Raw genomic sequence first — 22,662 nt, forward strand, 5'->3', positions numbered from 1 at the left:
ATTATAACAACAAAAAATGTTATAATTGAAACAATAAACTAGTATCTAGTCATAGGAATAATTTATACGACTGGTTAAGTTACATACAAGCTCGTATGGTATAGTACCTTGTACTTTTGCAAATTTTTCAATACAGCACTCGTCTCCCCATATGGTCACCTCATCTCCAATTTCATCACATACATCTTGACCAAGTTCAACCAGCAACATATCCATGCATGCAACACCAATCACATTAACCATTCTATCATTTATTCGAATCTCTACACCAGGCAATACATTCCTAGGAAAACCATCACCATACCCAATACTAACGACGCCGATTATAGTATTCGATGGCGCACGCCAGTGTAAGCCATAACCAACATATTCGCCAAAAACCACTTCACGTTTAGCTATCAATGTAGCCTTTAAAGTCATAACAGGCATTAAACCTAAATCTTGCGCTGGAATATCTTCAAAAGGAGATATTCCATATAATGCAATACCAATACGACTAAAAGAGTAGTGTAAACTCTCACTGTAAAAAAAGGCAGCAGAATTTGATAAAGAAGGTACTAAAGAAAAAGCCTCTTTAAAGGAGTTATAAGCTAATTCAAACTTAAATGCCTGCTTTTGGAGTTGTGCGGATGAGGTATCATCCGCTGTTGATAAGTGACTAACAAAGCCTATATTATCAGATATGTTAATATTATTTGACAACGCTTCTAAAAAACTTTCTGCATTATCTATGCTTACACCCAAACGATGCATTCCAGTATCAATTTTTAACCAAACATTTATAGACTTACGAAGTTCTACTGAGCAATATAAATCCAATTGAAAATCATTATGTACCATACAATCAAAATTCAATTTGCTTGCAATCAACAGTTCTTCTAATGAGTAAACCCCTTCCAATATAAGTATTCGATTATTTACTCCTTTGTCCCTCAACTCTACTGCTTCACTTAATCTAGCAACAGCTAATATATCTTCTGGAGGTAGCAACCTTGCAATAGCTACTGAACCATGACCGTATGCATTTGACTTTAAAACCCAAATAATACGGCTTTTATTCTTAGAGCTTCGTTTAATAACATCAATGTTATTTAACACTGCCTTCTTTGAAATAATAGCTCTGACCATTTAAATACCCTTGAAAGATTCAAAAATAGTATCAACAACTTTTTCTGTTGCGCTACTTGGCTGCTGAAAACGAGGGTAATTGCTAATCTGAGCATCAAAACAAACCTTTTTCTCGTCAGTAAAATTAACTAACAAACTAATTAGTTCATTTACTGAACTAGCAACTTTTGCACACCCCATCGAAACAAAGTCAATAGGAAAAATTTTAGACTCAAAATTTATTATCAGTAATTTTTTATTTTGATTAATTGCCTGAAAGCCGACACTTGAGAAGTGAGTTATGACTAAATCGCTTTTCGCAATTAGTTCATTTGCATCTTGGTCTTTATTAATTTCAATTAAACTATTAATTTCGTCGATATCATCCAAGTTTTCACTAGGATGGGGTTTATAAGTAAACTTTAACTTAGCCTGCTTATTTAGTAACAACCCAAATGCTGCTAGTACGCTGTTGCGATCTTTTAAACCGGGCTGAGAAAAGTATGTGACACAAATATCACTACTAAAAGTTGTCACTTTTGAGGAGTGTTCGAAATTGGGGTTCCCAGTAACAATAATTTCATTCCGAAGTTGTAAAGCTTCTAATAAGATTTTTTTTGTATACTCGTTACCTACGAGCATTGTTGCTTTATAGTCTACTTTTGCTGGATAACCAACCAAGTCAATTAGTCTAAACACAGGGATAGCTAATTCGTTTGCTGCATATGCAAAAGCCAACTCCAATCTTTGCCCACACGTCACAAAAACAAAATCGGGCTTAATAGAGCGAAGAACTTTGAGCGCAAAACCTTTAGGCAAAAATGCTTTTCTACCTTGGTTCCGATAAGCAGTGAATGCATCTTTCTCACCAACAGATTTACATAATTCATAAAGCCCAATTCCGTGGTACCAAACTGACTCAGTGTCTACAAGCATTCCCGCTGAACCAATGAGTGCTAACTGTCCTAATTCAATGATAATATCTTGTTCTTGCTTACTAAAAAGGTATGCATAGTTTGAAAGGTTAGTATAGTTCAGCTTGGCTTTACTTAGCTCTACTACACTATTTGTCAACCCTAATATTTCAACATTATGCCCACACTCATTCAAACGTTTAATTACAGGAATTACGGACTTGACATGTCCTCCACCATAAGTTGGGAAAAAAGCATGTAAAACCAATTTAATGCTCCCCAATTAACACTAGAGAGGTATCAACCATTATTTTGGCTATATCAATATTTTTTTCTTCAAAAAAGGGGTAAGCACTACCATTATACCCGGTGACCATAATAGCATTAATTTCTAGCACAAAAATTTGGTTAGCCTGAACAATATAATCAACCCTGACTAAACCTTTAATTCCGACTAAACTAACGAGCTCCTTAGATAAGGTACATATCTTCTCTTCAAGCAGTTGAGGCAAGAAATTTGCGTTAGCTCCTTCGAAGCCTTCTAAATTGTATTCTTTAGCCTTGCAATAATAAATAACACCATAATCTGATATAGCATTACCATCGTTAGACACTGCAACAGTGCAATCACTGCCATTTATAAACTCTTCAACAAGTATGCCTGAGCCTCTTGACTCTAGAACCTGAGTCAATTCAAGAAGGCGATTAGGAGAATAAACTTTGGCTGGTTGTATTAAGTCTGTAGATGACTTTACAACGCACGGAAAAGGTATATTTTCAATATTACCTAATACTTCATCTTTAGTATTAAAAGTAAAGTACCTTGGCGTTAGCACACCTGCCTTATCAATTAGTGACTTAAACTTAATTTTATCTTTAACCAAGTTAAATGTTTTTTCTTCAAGGTTTGTTGTTATTTTATTCCTTTGAAGCTCTGGTAATAAATTTATTGCCTTATAATGGCCGGTTCCAAAGATAACCTTATCTACTTTTAATTCTAAAAAATAATCTATAATAACTTGATGCTGAGAAAGATCACAAGTGAGGCAAAAATCCGCCTCAGATTCACCTGGTTCGCCAGCTTTACCAGTAATCAGAGCGACCTTATAACCTGCTTTCTTTAGTTCTATAGTAAGAGAATCCCCACTCGTTCCTGCAATTAAACCTATAATCATTATCAATCCTTAATTTTAATAAGCACTACGCGCGAATACAACCTTAATAAAGGTTAAAAAAATAATTCTGAGATCACCTATAAACGTAATATTACTTGCATATTTTAACTCCAGCTCTCTTTTCTCACCCGAAGTCAGACTGCTTCTACCTGTAACTTGGGCTAAGCCCGTAATTCCTGGCCTTGTATCAAATATATTAGAAGCAAGAAAACTCTCTGAATATCCTTTAAGTGTACCTGGTCTATAGCCAATCAAACTCATATCACCTTTTAAAACATTTAATAATTGTGGTAACTCATCCAAGCTAAATCGTCGCAAAAATTTTCCTATTGGAGTTATACGACTATCGTTGATTGAGGTTGAAAGTGGACCTATCAAATCTGCACCATTAACCATAGTCCTAAACTTATAAATTTTAAAAAGTCTTTTCTTTTTACCAACTCTCTCTTGTAAAAAAAATATGGGACCTCGTGAATCAGCAATTATCAGCATTGAAATTAATAAAAGTAGAGGGGAGACAATTAGAAGTCCGCCTAACGAAAATATAATATCAAGTATGCGTTTCAAGAATTTAGAGTACATTTTAACACCTCAGAGATTTCAATTTTTTATAAACAATAAAATATATATATAAATTTGGTAAAACAAGAGCTAAAGAAATAGAAGATATAATATAATTTACAGATAGCAATCCTAATAAATACAATAAGCTTACACTTAAAAGCACAGTTAATGGCAGGCTCATAAAGATTCGAAAACTAAACTCCATATCTCTAAAACTAACGATCAGTCTTTGATAAAAAACCAAGCCCGGATATAAAAAACAAAGAGGGACAGTTACATAACTTAAACTGATAATATTTTCCAGTTCAAAGTATATCTCTTGTTGTAAGTTTACAAAGACTAATAAATAACTTAATACCCCAAGAGATAATACATATAGCAAAGTTACAAAAACATTTATACATGAAAATTTCAAAAATGATTGGAGGGCTTTATCTAAACTTTCTTTTTGGATTAAAGAAAAAAACTTAGTTAATGCAACAAAAAGTAGCGTACCTTTAAACGCATCAAATAACTTTAAAGAATAGAAGTATATAGAAGTACTGCCTGTTGGGAGAAAGCCACAAAAAAAACGACCAAAATATATAACCGATTGAAAAAGTGGCCCCAGCATCATTTTCTTTAGTTCAATTAACTCTATTCCCTTAACTTTTTTAAAAACCTCTTTCATACTGCTACATTTACACACAACTATTAAGTTGATTTCTGAGTAAATAAGCAAATAAATAAACCTTACCACATAACTTAGAGAGCTAATAATAGCTAAACCAATCACCGTTGCATCAAGTAATAACAAATATATTATAACTGGAACATTCACAAATATGTTACCAAAGTACATTTTGTGCAAAAACCGTCCATTAGAAATAATTTTAGAAGCAAGTACCTCGGAGCATATTGTAAAAATTAATATTAAAGTTGATGTAAATATCAAAGTAATAGTTATGGTATTAATTTGGTGAATAAAAAACGCTGATGTAAAAGAAATAAATATATTTAACACTGCAAAAGCTAACGATACAAAGAAAAAAAACTTAATATAAGACTCTTCTTTAACACCCCCTTGCTTTGATAGCATTGGAACTAGCCACAAATTTATAAATGGGAGTGCAAATGCTGTAATAATGGCTGGGAATGTCAAATAATGTACATATGTATCAAATAATCCACTTATACCTATAAAGTAAAATGGTAAGCCATCTCGTAGTAAACCAGACACTTTCACTAAAAAGGAAATCGAAACACCTTTCAAAAAAAATCTAAATAGACTCACTTCTCCTCCAGGCGATTCTTAACCATAAAGTTATTATAGCTCAAGCCCAAAAAGAAACATATAACAACGAAAACCCTTGAGTCAGAATAAACTGTTTCAACTAAACCGAGTATTATTACAACTATAACCTGCAAAAACAAAGAAATATTCCCCTGCCTAAATGAAAAATATAACCAGGCGAGAAAGAACATTATCATTGCAACACCACCGAATACTCCTGTTGTGAATAAGACCTGAAGATATATGTTATGGACATGTTTCATCTCGTTATTTAGATAATGATTATATATTCCGAAAAACTCATAGCCCATCCCAAACAACAGGTTTTCTTTATGGAAAAACTCATTTAAACCCACTTTCCAAAGAGTCAATCTAACTTGGTCAGAATAACTATTAAATTCTAAAAGTTTAGCAAACGACTCAAGATCAACTCCATGATAAAAAATAACTATTGAAAAAATGAGTAAAATATAGAAGCGTTTTATAAAGCTAAACTCTTTCATCGAATAAAAAGTAAAAACAGCTGCAACCAATGCAAAACCTGCTCTAGATCCAATAAAAAACATACATATAATAGTCAAAAAAATTACAAGATACTTCATTGAAGTACTTGATAGACTCATAACAGCTGGAAATAAAAAAGAAATTATTATCATTGAGTTATTTTGGTCTGGGAGGTAAAACATACCATTTGAACGAACATCAGAGCTCCAGCCAAATAGTAAGTACTGCAATATTAATAAAATACAAAATGAAAAAAAAGAGACAAATAGCGTAAATCTATAACTTACCTTTGAAAGACTAAAACCATATGTTAATGCAATTATGTAAAAAAAGAACTTATAGTTTTTAGCGTCAAATACACCATCATTATTATATATACTCGAAAAAACGCTCATTGTTAAGATAGTAAAGAAGCATATAAAGCTTATTAAATATAACTTTGAAACCTTTATAAAACTAGTTTTAGTAAGATTAATTAAAAAGCCACCTAATAAAGTAAATAATGCAAAAGGAGGCCAGGTTGTAAAAAAAAGAATAGGTGTGAGTGACTTAAAGTTTAGGCTGAAATTACTTATTTTCATTTTCTTTCTTTTTATTTTCGATTAATAATTTGGCAAATTGAAAATCGAAAAGCTCATCTATATCTACAGAACGCTCCTTCGGCATAATATATGCTTTGGTATTACCTTTAACATAGAATGCTCGTTCTTTAATTAGGCTTTTCACATCTGCCAGATACAAAGCACCATTTAAACGATAATATGATTCAAGATCTTGAGATCTATGGGTTGTTGAGTTAGCACCTATAAAGCCATTTATTGAGCCTTCGGCACATATTGTTGTAGACCACAATGGCGAATGTTCACACTCACATACACTTACAAAAAAAGAAAAAGTACTGTGGCTACGAGCTAAATCAACAATATTCAATACATCACATTTACTCCTCAATGGAGAAGTGGGCTGAAGAAGCATCACGTAATCAAACTCTTCTCCTTTATTTATATAAAATTTGACTATATCTAGAACGAAATCTACTGATGAAGCATTGTCTGTTGCTAACTTCTCCGGTCTAAGATAAGGAATTTCCGCTCCTGCTTTTTTTGAAATCGTTGCTATTTCTTCGCAATCAGTTGAAACTACTAAACGCGTTAAAGCATTGCTTGCAAGTGCAGCTTCAATGCTCCAGCAAATTAGTGGTTTACCACACAACTCCATGACATTTTTTTTGGGTAGCCTTTTACTACCAGCTCTAGCACCAATTATCCCTAACACTTTGGGTAATAGCATATATCTTCTACTCACTTATTATCTCACCAGGAATGGACTGGTAGAAATGAGGGACTCTTGCATAGTTACTCACGCAAGATTGTACATTGATGTGACTAAAATCCCCAACTACGACATCATGGTCAACTAAACTAGAAACATTTAAAATACAGCCATCACCTATCTCAGCGCTATTTAGTACTACACTCCTCGCTAGGATAACAACACCAGATCCTAGCTTTACATTTGGAGATACATAAGCGCTTTTCGATACAAAAGTAGGAGTATAATAACCTGCGTCACTTAAAAGCTGAAAGTAATCTTTTCGAACTTCCCCGTTACCAATACAAACTATAAAACTCGCCCCCTTTGGGACTGTATTAATTATATCTTTAGTATAGCCCAGCAGCATTGCAACATTTTTATCGCTAGGCTGAGCTAAATCATCAAATAATCCGAGTACATTTATACCTTCCTCATGAAGAAAATCAGCTAGCACACGAGAATAACTGCCAGCACCAATTAAATACACCCCTCCTTGCAACTCCTTAAGAGTTTTTTGTTGACTAAACTTCATAGGCTTTTTCATAATTTTTAGTTAGTTTTTCGAGCGTAAATAACTCCAAAACTCTCTCTCGAGATTTATTACTCATGTATATATAATTAAGTTTGATGTCTTCTATGGCTGTTAGAAAATCAGTTTCATTCGGATTTAATGTTAATAACCTTCCTGTATTTTGACCAACAACCTCAGGTATTCCTCCTACGTCAGTTGCTATTACAGGCAAACCCCTAGCCATTGCCTCTATCAATACCATACCAAAAGTTTCCATATCAGGCATATGTATAAAAATATCAGCAAGGTCTATCCACTTATAAACATCATCCTGCGCACCAACAAATTTACACTTATTCTTTATACCATTCTTCTCTGCTAATTGCTCACAACTTTGCCTTGTTAAGCCATCACCAATAAATATGATTTCGAAGTTATAATTATTTGGTAATCGACTCAAACTGCTGATAATTCTTTCCTGACCTTTTTTTCCAGTAAACATAGCTATACTGCAAAAAGTAAGCTTCTCCCCATGATTCAATTCAAAATGAGCATGTTTATTATTAAGCTTTTTAATATCAATTACTCTTTCCACTGGAATTATTGAGTTATAGACCACATCAATTCGTTTAGGTTTTACATTATAGCTCACTAGCTTATTCTTTACAGAAGTAGAGACCGCAATATATTTGCAAGGAATAAATTTTAATATGCTTTCTTTTCCATTTCCTAGAACTGTATTTACAATGTTAATTTTTTTAAAAGTGAGCAAAGCGGCTAAAAAGCAAACTATGGCTGAATGTGCATTGAATGAATGAATTACATCGATGTCATATGATTTTAATAACCCCCTAATCACCATAATAGCTTTAAAGGTAGATAGTATACCCCTACTTTCTAATCTCAGCTCAGGTAATGAATGATGTAACATATTAGTTTTTTCAAAGTGCTTTGAAAACTCCCCACCACCAGTTACAGTAATGACATCATGCCCTCTAAATTTCAAAGCTTTAGCAGATTCAAATATCAATTTAGCAGGGCCTGCGAGCTTTAGATCTGATCTACAAAACAAAATATTCAATTAAATACTCCAAAGTTTATATTTTTACCAAGCTTGCTTTAAATTCTTTATCATATTGACTTGAGTTCTCAACCTTATGACTACCTTCTACCAGTCTGAGCCTATCAATTTCAGCATGTAGCTCTTCACTGTAAGATCTATGAAATGAACGAGATAAAATAACTCTATTTGAACCCATTGAAAGATATTTATTCAAAACTGTCTCGCCTTCAATGTCTCCTCCGTTCATTGATGCAACACCACCTATTCCATAGTTAATACCTTTCAACTTTAATTTTGAAACTAGTGTATCTATAGTACCGTTCGTAAAAAGCTCAAACATATGCCTAAGTTTATAATCTAAATGTAGGTCATTTAGGCCTATATGTAAGTCAGTTAGGATATTAGCTTCGAGTATTTTATCTAAAGACTCTACTGCAGACACCGTCTCAAGAAGAGGAACGAAGGTGCACCTATTATTTATTAATTTATGAACAGCTATAACCTCATCAACTGTTGTAAACATAGGCAACATAATCATATCGGCGCCAAACCTTATAGCATCTTCAACTTCTTGCTCTGTTTTAAACTCGTTGTAAGGGTTTACTCTTACTAATATTTTAGCCTTCTTTAAAACTTTTTTTATTCGCGATACATCTTTGATATCATGTGAACTGATAACGGTATCCAAATGGCCTTGCCGCTCAATCTTCCCATCTATCTCTAAATCTATAAAAATTATATCAACTCCACTCTTTTCAGCATACTTTGCATAAACAGGTGAGTTAGTTATTAGCATTAAATCCATTAAGAAACCCATTAACTAAATAAATAAAACTACACCTTAAAAGGTGAGCGAAGTAATATCAATTTGTGCTTTTTCAAAATCATCATGACGACCTATGTCCAACCAATACTCATGAATAGGGAACTTTAATACCTTAGAACCTAAACGCTGCTGTTTATCAAACAACTCTGGAATATCCAAGTATTGATTCTTAACCAATGATTGAATAATAGCATTTGAGATAATATATATCCCAGCATTAACGAAAAATCTATATGTCGGTTTTTCAATAATACTTGTTATTTCATGGCTCTGTCCTTCAATTACACCAAATGGCACTTTTATCTCATAATCTCGGACACACATAGTGGCATCACTTCGGTGCTTTTCATGAAAACTAATTACCTTTCCAAAATCAACATTTGTTAAAATATCGCCATTGATCATAATCAATGGCTCTTTTGGTAATGTTTCTGGTAGTAATGATAACGCCCCACCAGTCCCTAGAGGGGTGTCTTCATGAACATATGTTATTTCAATTTCAAAATCACCGCCATCACCAAAGTAATCCATTATGACTTCTGGGAGATAGTGTGTAGAAATATAAAATCGGTAAAAACCATGACTTTTAAAGCTATTGATTAATGTTTCAAGCATAGGCTTACCGCCTACTTTCAGCATTGGTTTTGGGCAATTATCTGTAAGAGGTCGTAATCGAGTACCAAAACCTCCGGCCATAATAAATACAGGGTTTTCTCTTTTTTCTACGGTTAATGTTTCATGTATGGTTTTTAAGCCGACAAGTTCGCCTTGATCATTAATAATTGGTAACGACAAGATCTTTTTTGACTGCATCAGTGTTTTTAATTCATTACTACTTAATGATTTATTTGCACTAACAGGATTAGCATTCATAATTGAACTTACTGGCGACGCTAATTCAACTCCTTGTAAAATTCCTCTGCGCACATCTCCATCAGTGACCATGCCAATGAGCCTATTCTCCTCTACAACTAAAGCAACTCTAAGCGCTTCTTTATCTATTATTTTTAATACATCGTTAATTGAATCTGAAGGGCTAACAACAACTTTTTGCCAGTTAATCGACATTTCTATTCACCTAATCCTTTAATTATTGAATGTGTACCATACACTATCGAGTATTTTGGAATTGATTTGGTAATATTAGCCCCAACCCCAATAATAGTATTACAACCTATGCTTACATCATTAATAATACTACTACCTGTAGCAATATGAACGTTATTTTCAACTATTACTTGCCCACTGAGTGTGGTCCCTGGTGCAATGTGGCAATGAGCGCCAATAATACAATCATGGTCAACTGATACTGAGGTATTTATTATGGTGTTTTCGCCAATTTCACTACCAATATTAATCACCGCATTATTCATAATTTGGCCGCCTTTGGCCAGTACAGCATAATCTGACACTAATGCTGAATCTGCAATAACTGTTGCAAATGTATAACCCAATTCGCTAAAACGTGTATAAACTTTTTCTCTAAGCGTTTGTCGCGGCATTGCACCAATACCATTAACTAATAAAACCTCATTAGTAGAAAACGCTAATACGTCTTCATCCCGTAAGTAATGCTGCACAGTATCAAAAATCGCATGACCAGCTAAAATATTCGGTGCAACAACACCTAATATAGATTTGTGTTGCTTAATTAGTATTTCAGCAAGGGCCGCTGCATGCCCGCCCCCGCCTATAATTAAATACCCAGAGTTACTCATCAATTAAGTCGCCGGCTTGATAGTTCTTGCTACTTGCTTTATTTAAGTAATGCCAATACTTAACTGGGTTTATGCCATTTCCAGGGCGCTTCACAGCAAGGTTTTCTTCATTTAACAATTCTCCTGCAGCAATGCTATTTGCCGCCACAAGGCTTTTACGCGCAACGCTTTTATTTTTTACTTCAGATGGACGCGGCCCTTTAATGCCATCTCCCAGTACTTTTTCAACCGTACGAATTCCATCTACCATCGCTTTTAGTTCTTGCGGATCCAATGATGCTTTATGGTCAGGACCTGGCAGGGTTTTGTCAACTGTAAAATGCTTTTCAATTAATACAGCCCCCTTAGCTACAGCAGCAACAGGTACAATTATGCCTTCACTGTGATCTGAATAGCCAACAGCCAATTTAAATGAGTCTTTCATTGTATCCATTGCATTTAGATTTATATCGCCAAAAGGCGCTGGGTATTCTGTCGTGCAGTGTAACAGGGTCACTTTTTCTTTTAATAGCAGTTTACCTTGCTCAGAAAAATATGACGCTTGCAGTGTTTCATCATTTGGCGTGCCCTGTGGATTTAAGTAGCCAAAGGCAATCACTGATAACACTTGCTCTATTTCTGATAACGTAGCCATACCTGTGGAGACAATGAGGTCACATCCCGTTCTGGCATGTTCGAGCACCAAAGGTGCATTAGTGATCTCACCTGATGGCAGTTTTAATCGCGTAATACCTAAGTCATCAACTAAAAATGAAAGGCTTTCTGAATCAAAAGCTGTTGATAAAAACTCGATACCCAGATCATTACAATATTTAACTAGTTTGTGATGAGATTCATAACTTAACTCAAGTCGTTTTAGCATTGAGAATTGAGATTCTTTCTGTCCACTGTTTGTTATTTGATACTCAGCTTGCTGGGCATCTTCTGTTACTAAATTTTTAGCTTTAAATGTTTGAAACTTGACGATATCTGCGCCCGCTTTATGAGCAGCATCAACAAGTGAAAAGGCTAATTCGTCACTGCCGTTATGATTAACACCAGCTTCTGCAATAATTAAGGTCATGGGGTACTCACTTTAAATCGTAGAAAGACTTACTTGGTTCGAAGTTTAGAGTTTTCAGCATTGCGATTGCCTGTTCACTTGCATTACCTGCACCATAAGGATTCGTTATTTCTTCATCTAAGGTTTTATAATCACCTTGAAGAGCAATGGTTATAGACGCATTTATTGCTGTTTTTGTGGCGTCACAATGCAATACGCTTTTAGCTGCTAATCGCCCTTTTTGTCTAACGCCTATATTTACTGTTGGTACATTAAATGACGGCACTTCAATTACGCCACTTGATGAATTACCAATTACTACAGCGGCATGTTTAACTGCACTTAAATACCGCTTTTGCCCAAGTGATGGAATTGCATGAACTCTTTCAGGCTGTTGCTTCGCGTATTTTTCAAGAATTGGAATTATACGGCGACCACCATCATCAGCATTGGGGTAAGTTAAAATAATCTGATACTCTGGAAATTCATTTAACGCATCTAGCAGAGCATTAAAGCTTTGTTCTGGCTGCTCATCACCTAAAGTAACTGGATGATAAGTGACTAAGAAATATGGCTGACTAAGTCGAAAGCCTAAAGAGTTGCCAATTTCATCTATAGTCATAAACTCACCACGCTTCAGGTGGTCAAGGCCAATAGCTCCAATATTGCGAACACGCTCAGGTTGCTCGCCTAATTGAATTACACGTTGCCTATATTCTTCGGTGGAGGTGCCGTGTAAATAGCTCAACTTAGTAATAGCATGGCGTATTGCATCGTCATAAGCACCTTCCGTTATTTCACCGCCATGCAGATGGAGAATAGGAATGCGCAAAATCATAGCTGTTTGCGCTGCTGCAAGTGCTTCAAATCTATCACCTAAAATCACTATTGCATCGGGCTTTAAACGATTTAATGCATCTGCAAAACCAAGTACTCCTAACCCCATACTTTTAGCAGTACCAACAGGTGTATCTGAGGAGAGTAAAATTTCTATTTTTTCATCAATCTCAAAACCATCGTGCTCAATTTGCTTATAGGTTTCACCAAATTCTGAAGATAAGTGCATACCAGAAACAAGCAACTGCAAGGTCATCGCTGGGTCAGTTTGTATATCTTTTAAAAGCCAAAAGAGTAAACCATATTCAGCTCTTGTGCCTGTAAAAACAGCAACCTTCATAAATTTATACTCCGCCTAAGCTTTTTACCGGTGAGCTTGGGATATTCACTAAATGACTTTCTATAAATTCAGAATATGAAAGGTCACCTCTAAATGCATTTTTAAACATCGGTAAGCGATGCATCAATTGCCAAATTGGTCTAGTCATCACACCATTGTCGTTGGCATTTTTTAGTAGTTTTTCACGAGATTGTTTATCCGGGCAAATTATTGCATTTAACCAGTAGTTAGATTTGGCATAGCCCGGCTCTGTAACAAACTTATATGCTGAGTTATTGAAAAAATCTGCATACAATAAAGCTAATTTACGCTTATTTTCGATAAATGCAGGTAAACTTTCCATTTGTGCACACCCTAATGCCGCATTTAAATTTGGCATCCGGTAGTTAAAACCTGCTTCGTCATGATAAAACTCATAAGGGTGTGGGACTTTTGCAGTTGTAGTTACATGCTTAGTGCGTTTACCTGCATCTAAAGTTTTACACAACACCATTCCACCACCACCAGTGGTAATAACCTTGTTGCCGTTAAAGCTAATAGCGCCATAATCACCAAATGTACCGGTGTGCTGTCCTTTATAAAAAGAACCCAAACTCTCAGCTGCATCTTCAATTAAACTAACTTTCCACTTTGAACATACAGCTATAAGCTCATGGAGTTCAACGGGGTGACCGAACGTGTGCATAGGAACAACTGCTTTAATACGCTGCTTTGTAGTCTTATGAACCGGTCCAGTTTCTGTTAAAACGGCGTACTCATCTAAAAATAATTCTAAAGCCTTCGGACACAACCCTAAACTAATAGGTGAAACATCCACAAATGCAGGCTGTGCCCCCATATGATGTAATGCATTACAAGTAGCTACAAATGTAAGCGCTTGGGTTATTACTATATCATTTGCTTTAACCCCAGCCATATATAGTGCTGCATGCAATGCTGCAGTACCATTAACAGTTGCAACAGCATTGACTGTACCTGTGTAAGCCTCTATATGATTCTCAAAGTCATCAACAAACTTACCAACACTTGATACAAATGTACTATTGATTGTCTCTGCTACATATTGCTGTTCATTACCCGCAAACGTAGGCGCATGTAATGGAATAAATTCATCAGTTTGATATAGGTCTTTAATAAAAGAAACAAATTGCTTAGTCATAGTAGCGACTCCCGCTTACATTTTCCCATCAAGATATTTACCCGTTTCTTTATGGCCAAACCCTGGTATCATTTTAAAGAAAAGTTTCACCATTTGCTCTTTAGTCCACGATTTACTGCTTTTCATTAAAGCGATTTCACTTTCAAATTCGTTTAATAACTTTTGGTCAAACTCAGGCGTATTTTTGATAATACCTAGATTCTCAAAACGCGTCATATCTAACTCTTCACTATCGGTAAAAAATTCTTCAAAATCTTTTTCACCCGTTGTGTCACTTTCAGTGAAGAGGCATGGCCACTTACCTTGTGAAGGCAGAGTCTTAACTAACTCACGCGCTTCATCTTCTGTTTTGCATAAATACGGTTCAAAACCTCGCTCATTGAGGTATTTAACTGCAATATCAGCAAATGTAATTAGGTGCAATGCCTCACTTAATTTAGGGAAGAAAATATCTCGGTTATCACCAAAAATACACGACATCAAACATAACTCTCCCGACTCCTGGGGAGTAACAAAATAACGTTTAATGTCACTAGGTGCGACGATAGGCTGTTTCTTTTGAATGCGTTGATTAAAGCCATGCAAAAGCGACCCATCAGAAAAAGCAACGTTGGCAAAACGAGCTGTTGAAATAGCGATTTTTTCGCTTTTGCGCATTAAAAACATTTCCATAATGCGCTTTGAAGCACCCATCATATTAACGGGGTTGGCGGCTTTATCAGTAGATACGCAAAAATATTTTTTTGCACCACATTCGATTGATTGCTGAATGGTTTTGTCTGTATTAAAGACATTCACGTCGATCATACGCATTAATGTAAATGGATCTTTTTCACTGCGGACATGTTTAAGTGCTGATAAGTTTAATACGTAATCATACTGCCCATCAGATTGTATGAATGCATCATATTCAATAGAACCAATATCTAAAGCAAATGTTTGAAAATCCCCTTCGATGTAGCCAAAAGAACTGCGAATATCACGAACCAATTCAACCATGTTGTTTTCACTTATATCAACAACATGTAGTTTTTTAGGATTACGTTTAAAAATTTCTTTCGTTACAGCCTGACCAATTGAGCCTGCACCACCCAAAACTAGAAAACTTGAGTTTGAAACTATCTCTTTAAGCTTTTCGTTTGATGTTTCAATGTCTTGAATAAAAAGTTCTTTTGTGCGACCTATTAATGAGATTATATTACTCACTCTAATTCCTTAATTACATGTAGTGCCGTATAGACTAAAAAGAATATTTGAATATTACTTATCCGATTTATATTCGTAGTTGTAGTAACCGTAATAACCATAAGCATTGCTGGCTTTTTTAACTACGCCGTTAAATACTACGCCTTTTACGTCGGTGCCGTTTTGCTCAAAGCGGGCTCTTGTTAGCTCTATCTCTTTAATATGGTTTTGGCCAAAGCGTGTTACCAATAATGTAGTACCCGTATGCGCGCTGACGATAGCCGGGTCTGTTACTGCTAAAATAGGTGGCGTATCTATGATTACCAAGTCGTACTCAGCGCTTACCTCTTCAACCAACTTACTAAAATTAGAGTGCATTAGTAGCTCTGACGGATTTGGCGGTATTTGGCCACGAGTAATTACACTTAATCCTTCAACTTGCGTTGGCTTAGTCACTTGAGCTAAGTTTAAACGGCCTGATAAATAATCACTTAGGCCATTATCCCACTTTATGCCAAATTGAGTTTGCAAATAACCTTTACGCATATCGGCATCGATAATCAACACCTTTTTACCACTTTGCGCGAGTACTGAGGCTAAGTTAACTGATATAAATGATTTACCTACGCCTGGGCTTGGGCCTGATATAGCAATTAAATTATTTTTTGCTTCCATCATCGCAAAGTGTAGGCTAGTGCGTAAACTACGAAGGGCCTCTATTGATAAATCAGCGGGATTATCGAGTGCGAGTATTGATTTAGGCTTACTTTTAGCTTTACGGGCTTTACTAAAGCCAGTGAGTTTATCTTGGTAATCTGAGTACGGCACACTGGCATATACAGGTAAGCCGATTGCCTCAATTTCGTTCGCGTCTTCTACGCCCTTATGCATGGCTTTTTGTACTAACACAATCGCTACTGCTAACATGCCGCCTAACATGGTTGCCATTATCACTATTAATGCTTTTTTAGGTTTAACTGGTTTTGAGGTATTTACCTCTGCGTAGTCAATTATGCGTACATTTCCTACAGTACCTGCACGCACAATATCAAGCTCTTGCGTTTTAGCTAAAAGTAATGTGTAAATTTCATTACTTACTTCAACGTCACGCTTTAAACGTAGTAGCTCTTGCTGTGTTTCAGGTAAGTTACCTACCTCGCCTACTAGCCTTTGCTTTTGCTTTTCAACTGCTTCAATTTGCTCAAGTACGCCTTGGTAAGTTGGGTGGCTTTCTTTAAATTTTCGGCTCATTTCAAGGCGTTTAAGTTCAAGCTCTTGCAGTTTAGTTTCAAGCTCGACGACTTGCTCAAGTACACCTTGGGTTTCTAGGGTGATATTGATTGATTGGCGTTTTATTTGGTACTCGTTAAAACGTTCTTCAGCGTATTCCAGCTGTTTTTTAATTTCAGGGAGCTGTACCTCTAAAAAGTCGAGCGACTTTTTAGCCTCTGCACTATTACGCTCAACATTACGGCGTACATAAATAGCCGCTACTTTATCAAGTACTTTCTCTGCATAGCTAGGTATTGCACTTTGCAAGCTTAAGTTTATAATCCCAGAGTCTTTACCCTTTTCGCTGGCACCAATCGATGCTTGTAAATCTAAAATTGTATTTAGTCTGTCTTTACGGGTAATTATAAACTCAGAGCCCGCACGGGCATTAATAGAGCGTATCGTTAAGCTGAACTTACCGTTTGTTAACTCTTGCCCTACTTTGCCCGCTAATATTTGTTCGCCATCGTCACTTACAAGCGCAACACTATTATTCTCCTGCGCTACCAGCGTAAACTCAACCCCAACGGCTGATTTTGGTACATCAAATCTAAATACATCAACACTCTCGCCGCCCCATGCATACGAAGTTGCACCAAAGCTAGGCTCTGCTAAATCCCCCTCGTTCATTGGCGTAAATTTACGGAATGCGCGACCGCCAATAAACGGATATAGTTTCGGTTCCACTGTAATATCTAGCTTTAGCGTATCAACCGCCTCGCCTATTATTGAGCGTGATTTTAAAAGTTCAATCTCTGTCACTGCGGCAGATGTGCTTTCGAACATGCCAGCCATATCATCAAAGCCTGGCACTGAGCCGCCACTTTCTTCAACCTGTATCATCGCCGTAGCTTGATATATAGGGGTTGATAACACCGCATACACCACGCCTATAAACATAAACAAAGCGGTGAGTGCGACTATGAAAAATTTACGGTCAAGCAATGCGCCGAGTAACGCCATTAAATCAATTTCTTGGCTTGGGGATTGTTCGTTTGTTCGATTTTGCTTATTTGCTGCTATCGCAGTGGGCTGAGCATTCATGTACTAGCCTATCCTTATAAATACTTTTGCCAAGCGCTACACGCGCTATCGATTAATTCGTAAACGTGTTCAAACGCTTCTAAACTTTGCCTGTATGGATCGGGTATTTCTTTATCGCCTAACCATTTACCGAGCAAAAATGTTTTGCCACGCGCTTCAGGGTAGCGGGTGCAAAGGTCCGTTAAATGGCGTTGCTCCATCACTAAAATAACACTGTTTTGCGCGACGAGTTTTGCGTTAAGCTGACGACCTTGGTGTTCATCCATATTGATACCGTGGGGTGCAGCAATTTGCTTTGCTGTGGCATCGGCTGATTTCCCCTCAAGTGCAGTTAAGCCGGCTGACGACACCCTTATACCTTTGCCTTCAAGCTTACTTTTAAGTACATACTCGGCCGTTGGGCTGCGGCAAATATTCCCTGCGCACACCACTAAAATTGAATCAAACATAGTAACCCTTATTTAGTCGCGGCTAAATCGTCAATTGAATCAACTGTTGCGATAGAAGGTAATAATAAGCTTATTACGCGGTTCCAACGTGCAAGTGGTGCAGACGTTACATAAACAATATCATGCGGTTGTAATTCAAATTGCTCTGCCAGCACTAATGCAGCCACATTCTTTGCGTGAAGTTGGTATACATCAGCAATAACACCATCTCGTTCTAAATCACGCTTACGCAATACAAACACTCCGTTGGCATCTGCGGTATTTTCGTTTAAGCCACCAGAGTTTGCGAGTGCTTCTGCTAGGTTTAAACCATAACGGTTAACTTCAACTGAGCCGGCTTTTTTTACATCGCCCAATACAAATACATTTTGTAAGTCGTTGCGGTTTACATGCACAATATCGCCGTGTTGTAATAAGCGATTTTGTGAAATATCACCGCGCGCATAGAAATCATCAAGCTTGATGACTTCTGTTTTATTACCTCTGGTAAACGTTACCGTGCGCCAATCTGCAGCCTCGGTTAAGCCACCTGCTTGGTTTAATGCATCTACTAATGTTAGTGGTATTTCGGTTACAGGGTAAACGCCAGGTTTAGTTACTTCACCTGTTACATAGGCTTTTTGACTTCTAAAACCAACTATTTTCACATCAATTTGCGGGTCTTCTATTACACGGCTTAATCGCCTTACCAGCTCGCTATGAAGTTGTTGAACCGTTTTACCTGCCGCCTGTATATTTGGCGCGTAGGCATAGGTAACTGTGCCATCGGCTTGCACACGGAAACCGTCAAACTCTGCAGTACGCTGCACTGCAGCGGGGATTGTTAACTCAGGGTGATCCCATACACCAATGGTGAGCACATCACCTACACCCAGTTTGTATTGGTAATCACTGGTATTTAAGCCGTTGTAGCTTGAGCGTGGTGCACTTTTTGTTTGAGCCTGCTTTTTTTTGTTAATTAAAACAGAGTCAATGATTTGGATATTAACCTTTTCAAGATCTTGTTCAAGGTTTTTAGTTTGTTCACCCGCTTCGATTCCTTCGAAATGGCTACCGGGGATGATTGTACACCCTGTCATTGTGAGCAAGGTAAGTGATGCTACAAGTGTTTTACAGCTTAGCGCCATTGTTTATTCCCAAATATTATAAAATTCTAAAACTTTCAGCTTAGTTATTTGAAATTCGCTGTTATTTTTTTGCTGGCTAATTAAAGCATGGCTCCGTTTACTGTGCAAGGTTGGTTGTATAGTAAACGAGCAGGTGAGTAATTATTTTGTAAAATTAGTTAAAAGCCATCTCAACTTAATAGAATAGTCGTTATTCTATCTCGTTTAGTCATATTGAGCACAATTCAAACGCCTAATCACTGCCGAATAAATCTCGTGTATACACTTTTTCAACAACATCGTTTAACTCATCGACCATTCGATTCGACACCACTACATCGGCGATTTTTTTAAACTCATTTATATCGTTAATTACGCTAGAATTATAAAATTGCGTTTCTTTTAATGCGGGTTCATAAACAACAACTTCAATGCCTTTGGCTTTTATTCGTTTCATGATCCCTTGAATTGCAGACGCTCTAAAATTATCAGAGCCAGTTTTCATTACCAAGCGGTATACACCAACCACCTTGGGGTTACGCTTAATAATTGAGTCTGCAATAAAGTCTTTGCGCGTCATATTTGCATCTACAATTGCAGCAATCATATTGTTAGGGACGTTTTTATAATTTGCTAAAAGCTGCTTTGTATCTTTTGGTAAACAATAGCCGCCATAACCAAATGAAGGATTATTGTAATGATTGCCAATACGTGGGTCTAACCCTACTCCCTGGATAATTTGCTTTGCATTTAAGCCATGGCTTTCAGCATAGCTATCAAGTTCATTAAAGTACGCAACACGCATTGCCAAATAAGTATTTGAAAAAAGCTTTATTGCTTCCGCTTCTGTGGAGTCTGTGAACAGCACATCTATATTTGTTTTAAGTGCGCCTTGTGCTAACAAGCTGGCAAATATTTTTGCACGTTCGCTTTGTTCACCCACAATAATACGTGACGGGTGCAAATTGTCGTATAATGCTTTACCTTCACGCAAAAATTCAGGCGAAAAAATAATATTATCTGTCGAAAATTTTTCTTTAACTGATTCAGTATACCCTACTGGCACTGTTGATTTAATGACAATGGTCGTTGTCGGGTTTATTGCTAACACATCTGCAATTACTGCCTCAACTGATTGCGTATTAAAATAATTTGTTTCCGGGTCATAATCAGTTGGCGTAGCTATAATCACGTAGTCTGCAGCTGTAAGCGCAAGTGTTTTGTCTGTGGTTGCAGTAAAATCAAGGTTTTCATTATTTAAAAAATGAGTTATTTCAACGTCTGCAATTGGCGATTGCCTATTTTTTAACAATGCTACTTTTTGTTCATCAATATCCAATGCAATTACATTATTGTTTTGTGATAACAATAGAGCATTTGAAAGACCCACATAACCTGTACCAACAACCGCTATTTTCATCTTCGATACCTTGAATTTATCTAACTTTGTTACACATTAAGATAGCCACACTTAACTGTAATAAAAACTTTATTCACTTGTGGTTATTGTATTATTTATCACGCTTGAAAGCACGCTTTAGGCTGCTCCATGAGTAGCTGCTTTTTTACTGTCTCAGTGGCAAGGCATTTAAAATCTTTTCGCGGTAGCAAGCCACTCGCCTACAAAGTAACTTTGCTTGTCTAGCCCTTCGGGCACGCTTCACGTTCCAGTTCGTCGCAGAGCTCTTCTCGCTCCAGCTTGAAAGCAAAACTATTTTCTTGCCTAGCCCTTCGGGCACGCTCCACGTTCCAGTTCGTCGCAGAGCTCCTCTCGCTCCAGCTTGAAAGCAAAACTATTTGCTTATCTAGCCCTTCGGGCACGCTTCACGTTCCAGTTCGTCGCAGAGCTCCTCTCGCTCCAGCTTGAAAGCAAAACTATTTGCTTATCTAGCCCTTCGGGCACGCTCCACGTTCCAGTTCGTCGCAGAGCTCCTCTCGCTCCAGCTTGAAAGCAAAACTATTTGCTTGTCTAGCCCTTCGGGCACGCTCCACGTTCCAGTTCGTCGCAGAGCTCCTCTCGCTCCAGCTTGAAAGCAAAACTATTTGCTTGTCTAGCCCTTCGGGCACGCTCCACGTTCCAGTTCGTCGCAGAGCTCCTCTCGCTCCAGCTTGAAAGCAAAACTATTTGCTTGTCTAGCCCTTCGGGCACGCTTCCGCCCCTAGGTTGCAGTTCCTACGGTCTGGTCAAATATTAGGTTCTAGGTTCTAGGTTCTAGGTTCTAGGTTCTAGGTTCTAGGTTCTAGGTTCTAGGTTCTAGGTTCTAGGTTCTAGGTTCTAGGTTCTAGGTTCTAGGTTCTAGGTTAATAAGTTTAAAAACGGCTGCGGGCTTTGTGCAACGAGCAGCGAGCTAAATAAACTAATCATAACCATCTTTTTTACCGCCGAGGGCACTTCGCTGCACCGAGAAAAGAATGAATCAATATTATTCCCTCTGTGCTCTCTGCGGTAAATCTTTAATTCATTTTCGCGGTGGCAAGCCACTCGCCTACAAAACACTTTCGGCTAGGTTTTTCACTTCCCTAGCTCCTAGTCTCTTCCCTAGAACCTAGTACCTTTTACTTTTCGCCTTTAACCTACTTTTCTTATGTCGTTATTTTCTACTGTGATTTCTATTTTTTTATTGAGTAAATTCACAAGTAATATGCTGCGCATGTCGCCGTCTGGTTCTTTAAATATGGCTTGTACGTCTTTAAATGAGCCGTTATTTAGGTACACTAAATCTCCTGCATTTGGCAGGTCGCTTGCCTCTAAGTTAGGCTTAACGTTTTGTAATGTATTAATTAATTGCTCAGGTACAATTTGATATGATGCGCCATATGACACAAAACCACTGACTCCGCGGGTATTTTTTATCGCAGAAAAGTTACAGTTTTGTGAATTTAAACGAACAAAAAGATAATTAGGAAATAACGCTGATTCTTTAAAAGTACGACGGCCTTTTATGAGCTTTTCAGTTTTTAATAGCGGAAAAAATGCTTCAATCCCTTGGTTTTGTAAATTAATTTTTGCACGCTCTTCTTGGCGCGGTTTGCAAAATAATAAGTACCAACTATCCATATCAATCCCTAAAATACTGACTTCTTTACTTACGCACTTCAACCTGAAATGTAAGCTTGGGGATTATACGCACTGCATTAATAGCTGTCTATAAAAAACCCCATTAAAACTTTTCACGTTAAAATAGAGACATATTAAGTCATTTTAAATCAACGCGTTTTAAATAGGGTGGGTCTAAATTTACATTTGATTTTAAACGTA

At 37.0% G+C, this 22,662-nt stretch carries 21 protein-coding genes; all 21 read right to left on the reverse strand.

The annotated features are described in order from the left end of the window. Positions 1–45: 45 nt before the first annotated feature. The 21 genes from alr to rfaH all read right to left on the reverse strand — a co-directional run bounded on the left by alr (position 46) and on the right by rfaH (position 22,461). Positions 46–1,128 carry an alanine racemase gene (alr, locus tag ATS75_RS10460; RefSeq protein ID WP_058560396.1) on the reverse strand — a complete coding sequence of 361 codons (1,083 nt, stop codon included), beginning with the start codon at positions 1,126–1,128 and terminating at the stop codon, positions 46–48. Then, complete coding sequence (locus ATS75_RS10465; protein ID WP_058560397.1) at positions 1,129–2,289, reverse strand: CDP-glycerol glycerophosphotransferase family protein; 1,161 nt, start codon at positions 2,287–2,289, stop codon at positions 1,129–1,131. A 1-nt stretch (position 2,290) separates the two neighbouring features. Then, positions 2,291–3,196 carry an ATP-grasp domain-containing protein gene (locus ATS75_RS10470; protein WP_058560398.1) on the reverse strand — a complete coding sequence of 302 codons (906 nt, stop codon included), beginning with the start codon at positions 3,194–3,196 and terminating at the stop codon, positions 2,291–2,293. Between the two features lie 15 nt (positions 3,197–3,211). Further along, the gene (locus tag ATS75_RS10475; RefSeq protein WP_058560399.1) at positions 3,212–3,778 is read right to left on the reverse strand and encodes a sugar transferase; all 567 of its coding nucleotides are present in this window, start codon (positions 3,776–3,778) and stop codon (positions 3,212–3,214) included. Between the two features lies 1 nt (position 3,779). Next, a complete protein-coding gene (locus tag ATS75_RS10480; RefSeq protein WP_152996215.1) occupies positions 3,780–5,033 on the reverse strand; it encodes a hypothetical protein in 1,254 nt (417 codons plus the stop codon). After that, on the reverse strand, positions 5,030–6,118 hold the full coding sequence (locus ATS75_RS10485; RefSeq protein WP_058560401.1) for an O-antigen ligase family protein: 1,089 nt from the start codon (positions 6,116–6,118) through the stop codon (positions 5,030–5,032). Before ATS75_RS10485 ends, ATS75_RS10480 begins: the two co-directional genes overlap by 4 nt. Then, the gene (locus tag ATS75_RS10490) at positions 6,105–6,827 is read right to left on the reverse strand and encodes a cytidylyltransferase domain-containing protein (protein WP_058560402.1); all 723 of its coding nucleotides are present in this window, start codon (positions 6,825–6,827) and stop codon (positions 6,105–6,107) included. The genes ATS75_RS10485 and ATS75_RS10490 overlap by 14 nt, the downstream gene beginning before the upstream one ends. A gap of 7 nt (positions 6,828–6,834) precedes the next feature. Next, positions 6,835–7,383, reverse strand: a complete 549-nt coding sequence (locus ATS75_RS10495; protein ID WP_161936895.1) for a hypothetical protein — start codon at positions 7,381–7,383, stop codon at positions 6,835–6,837. Continuing rightward, the gene (locus ATS75_RS10500; protein WP_058560404.1) at positions 7,373–8,443 is read right to left on the reverse strand and encodes a glycosyltransferase; all 1,071 of its coding nucleotides are present in this window, start codon (positions 8,441–8,443) and stop codon (positions 7,373–7,375) included. Before ATS75_RS10500 ends, ATS75_RS10495 begins: the two co-directional genes overlap by 11 nt. Positions 8,444–8,459: 16 nt before the next feature. Then, positions 8,460–9,230 (reverse strand): aldolase/citrate lyase family protein, encoded by a 771-nt coding sequence (locus ATS75_RS10505; RefSeq protein ID WP_058560521.1) that lies wholly within the window; start codon positions 9,228–9,230, stop codon positions 8,460–8,462. A 36-nt stretch (positions 9,231–9,266) separates the two neighbouring features. Then, on the reverse strand, positions 9,267–10,319 hold the full coding sequence (locus ATS75_RS10510) for a nucleotidyltransferase family protein (protein ID WP_058560405.1): 1,053 nt from the start codon (positions 10,317–10,319) through the stop codon (positions 9,267–9,269). Between the two features lie 2 nt (positions 10,320–10,321). Then, positions 10,322–10,969, reverse strand: a complete 648-nt coding sequence (locus tag ATS75_RS10515; protein WP_058560406.1) for a NeuD/PglB/VioB family sugar acetyltransferase — start codon at positions 10,967–10,969, stop codon at positions 10,322–10,324. Then, complete coding sequence (gene neuB, locus ATS75_RS10520) at positions 10,962–12,032, reverse strand: N-acetylneuraminate synthase (protein WP_058560407.1); 1,071 nt, start codon at positions 12,030–12,032, stop codon at positions 10,962–10,964. The genes ATS75_RS10515 and neuB overlap by 8 nt, the downstream gene beginning before the upstream one ends. Before the next feature lie 7 nt (positions 12,033–12,039). Next, positions 12,040–13,188 carry a UDP-N-acetylglucosamine 2-epimerase gene (gene neuC, locus ATS75_RS10525; protein WP_058560408.1) on the reverse strand — a complete coding sequence of 383 codons (1,149 nt, stop codon included), beginning with the start codon at positions 13,186–13,188 and terminating at the stop codon, positions 12,040–12,042. A 4-nt stretch (positions 13,189–13,192) separates the two neighbouring features. Further along, positions 13,193–14,347 carry a LegC family aminotransferase gene (locus tag ATS75_RS10530; protein WP_058560409.1) on the reverse strand — a complete coding sequence of 385 codons (1,155 nt, stop codon included), beginning with the start codon at positions 14,345–14,347 and terminating at the stop codon, positions 13,193–13,195. Between the two features lie 15 nt (positions 14,348–14,362). Then, positions 14,363–15,553: a UDP-N-acetylglucosamine 4,6-dehydratase gene (locus ATS75_RS10535; protein WP_058560410.1), complete on the reverse strand. Its 1,191-nt coding sequence runs from the start codon at positions 15,551–15,553 to the stop codon at positions 14,363–14,365. Positions 15,554–15,607: 54 nt separating this feature from the next. Continuing rightward, the gene (locus ATS75_RS10540) at positions 15,608–17,848 is read right to left on the reverse strand and encodes a polysaccharide biosynthesis tyrosine autokinase (RefSeq protein ID WP_058560411.1); all 2,241 of its coding nucleotides are present in this window, start codon (positions 17,846–17,848) and stop codon (positions 15,608–15,610) included. A gap of 14 nt (positions 17,849–17,862) precedes the next feature. Next, positions 17,863–18,297, reverse strand: coding sequence for a low molecular weight protein-tyrosine-phosphatase (locus ATS75_RS10545; protein WP_058560412.1), 435 nt, complete (start codon positions 18,295–18,297; stop codon positions 17,863–17,865). Between the two features lie 8 nt (positions 18,298–18,305). Beyond that, entirely contained in the window at positions 18,306–19,424 is a 1,119-nt protein-coding gene (locus ATS75_RS10550; RefSeq protein WP_058560413.1) for a polysaccharide export protein, read from the reverse strand. A gap of 232 nt (positions 19,425–19,656) precedes the next feature. Further along, positions 19,657–20,823 (reverse strand): nucleotide sugar dehydrogenase, encoded by a 1,167-nt coding sequence (locus tag ATS75_RS10555; RefSeq protein WP_058560414.1) that lies wholly within the window; start codon positions 20,821–20,823, stop codon positions 19,657–19,659. A gap of 1,149 nt (positions 20,824–21,972) precedes the next feature. Beyond that, positions 21,973–22,461, reverse strand: coding sequence for a transcription/translation regulatory transformer protein RfaH (rfaH, locus tag ATS75_RS10570; RefSeq protein ID WP_058560417.1), 489 nt, complete (start codon positions 22,459–22,461; stop codon positions 21,973–21,975). Between the last annotated feature and the right edge of the window lie 201 nt (positions 22,462–22,662).

The organism is Pseudoalteromonas sp. H105, assembly GCF_001469215.1.
In the GTDB taxonomy this organism is placed as follows: Bacteria; Pseudomonadota; Gammaproteobacteria; order Enterobacterales; family Alteromonadaceae; genus Pseudoalteromonas.

Bases quoted from the DNA above. Each gene is read 5' to 3' on its own strand.
- alr (WP_058560396.1), bottom strand. From the start codon at position 1,128: ATGGTCAGAGCTATTATTTCAAAGAAGGCAGTGTTAAATAACATTGAT.
- ATS75_RS10470 (WP_058560398.1), bottom strand. From the start codon at position 3,196: ATGATTATAGGTTTAATTGCAGGAACGAGTGGGGATTCTCTTACTATA.
- ATS75_RS10475 (WP_058560399.1), bottom strand. From the start codon at position 3,778: ATGTACTCTAAATTCTTGAAACGCATACTTGATATTATATTTTCGTTA.
- ATS75_RS10485 (WP_058560401.1), bottom strand. From the start codon at position 6,118: ATGAAAATAAGTAATTTCAGCCTAAACTTTAAGTCACTCACACCTATT.
- ATS75_RS10490 (WP_058560402.1), bottom strand. From the start codon at position 6,827: ATGCTATTACCCAAAGTGTTAGGGATAATTGGTGCTAGAGCTGGTAGT.
- ATS75_RS10495 (WP_161936895.1), bottom strand. From the start codon at position 7,383: ATGAAGTTTAGTCAACAAAAAACTCTTAAGGAGTTGCAAGGAGGGGTG.
- ATS75_RS10505 (WP_058560521.1), bottom strand. From the start codon at position 9,230: ATGGATTTAATGCTAATAACTAACTCACCTGTTTATGCAAAGTATGCT.
- ATS75_RS10510 (WP_058560405.1), bottom strand. From the start codon at position 10,319: ATGTCGATTAACTGGCAAAAAGTTGTTGTTAGCCCTTCAGATTCAATT.
- ATS75_RS10515 (WP_058560406.1), bottom strand. From the start codon at position 10,969: ATGAGTAACTCTGGGTATTTAATTATAGGCGGGGGCGGGCATGCAGCG.
- neuB (WP_058560407.1), bottom strand. From the start codon at position 12,032: ATGACCTTAATTATTGCAGAAGCTGGTGTTAATCATAACGGCAGTGAC.
- neuC (WP_058560408.1), bottom strand. From the start codon at position 13,188: ATGAAGGTTGCTGTTTTTACAGGCACAAGAGCTGAATATGGTTTACTC.
- ATS75_RS10530 (WP_058560409.1), bottom strand. From the start codon at position 14,347: ATGACTAAGCAATTTGTTTCTTTTATTAAAGACCTATATCAAACTGAT.
- ATS75_RS10540 (WP_058560411.1), bottom strand. From the start codon at position 17,848: ATGAATGCTCAGCCCACTGCGATAGCAGCAAATAAGCAAAATCGAACA.
- ATS75_RS10545 (WP_058560412.1), bottom strand. From the start codon at position 18,297: ATGTTTGATTCAATTTTAGTGGTGTGCGCAGGGAATATTTGCCGCAGC.
- ATS75_RS10550 (WP_058560413.1), bottom strand. From the start codon at position 19,424: ATGGCGCTAAGCTGTAAAACACTTGTAGCATCACTTACCTTGCTCACA.
- ATS75_RS10555 (WP_058560414.1), bottom strand. From the start codon at position 20,823: ATGAAAATAGCGGTTGTTGGTACAGGTTATGTGGGTCTTTCAAATGCT.
- rfaH (WP_058560417.1), bottom strand. From the start codon at position 22,461: ATGGATAGTTGGTACTTATTATTTTGCAAACCGCGCCAAGAAGAGCGT.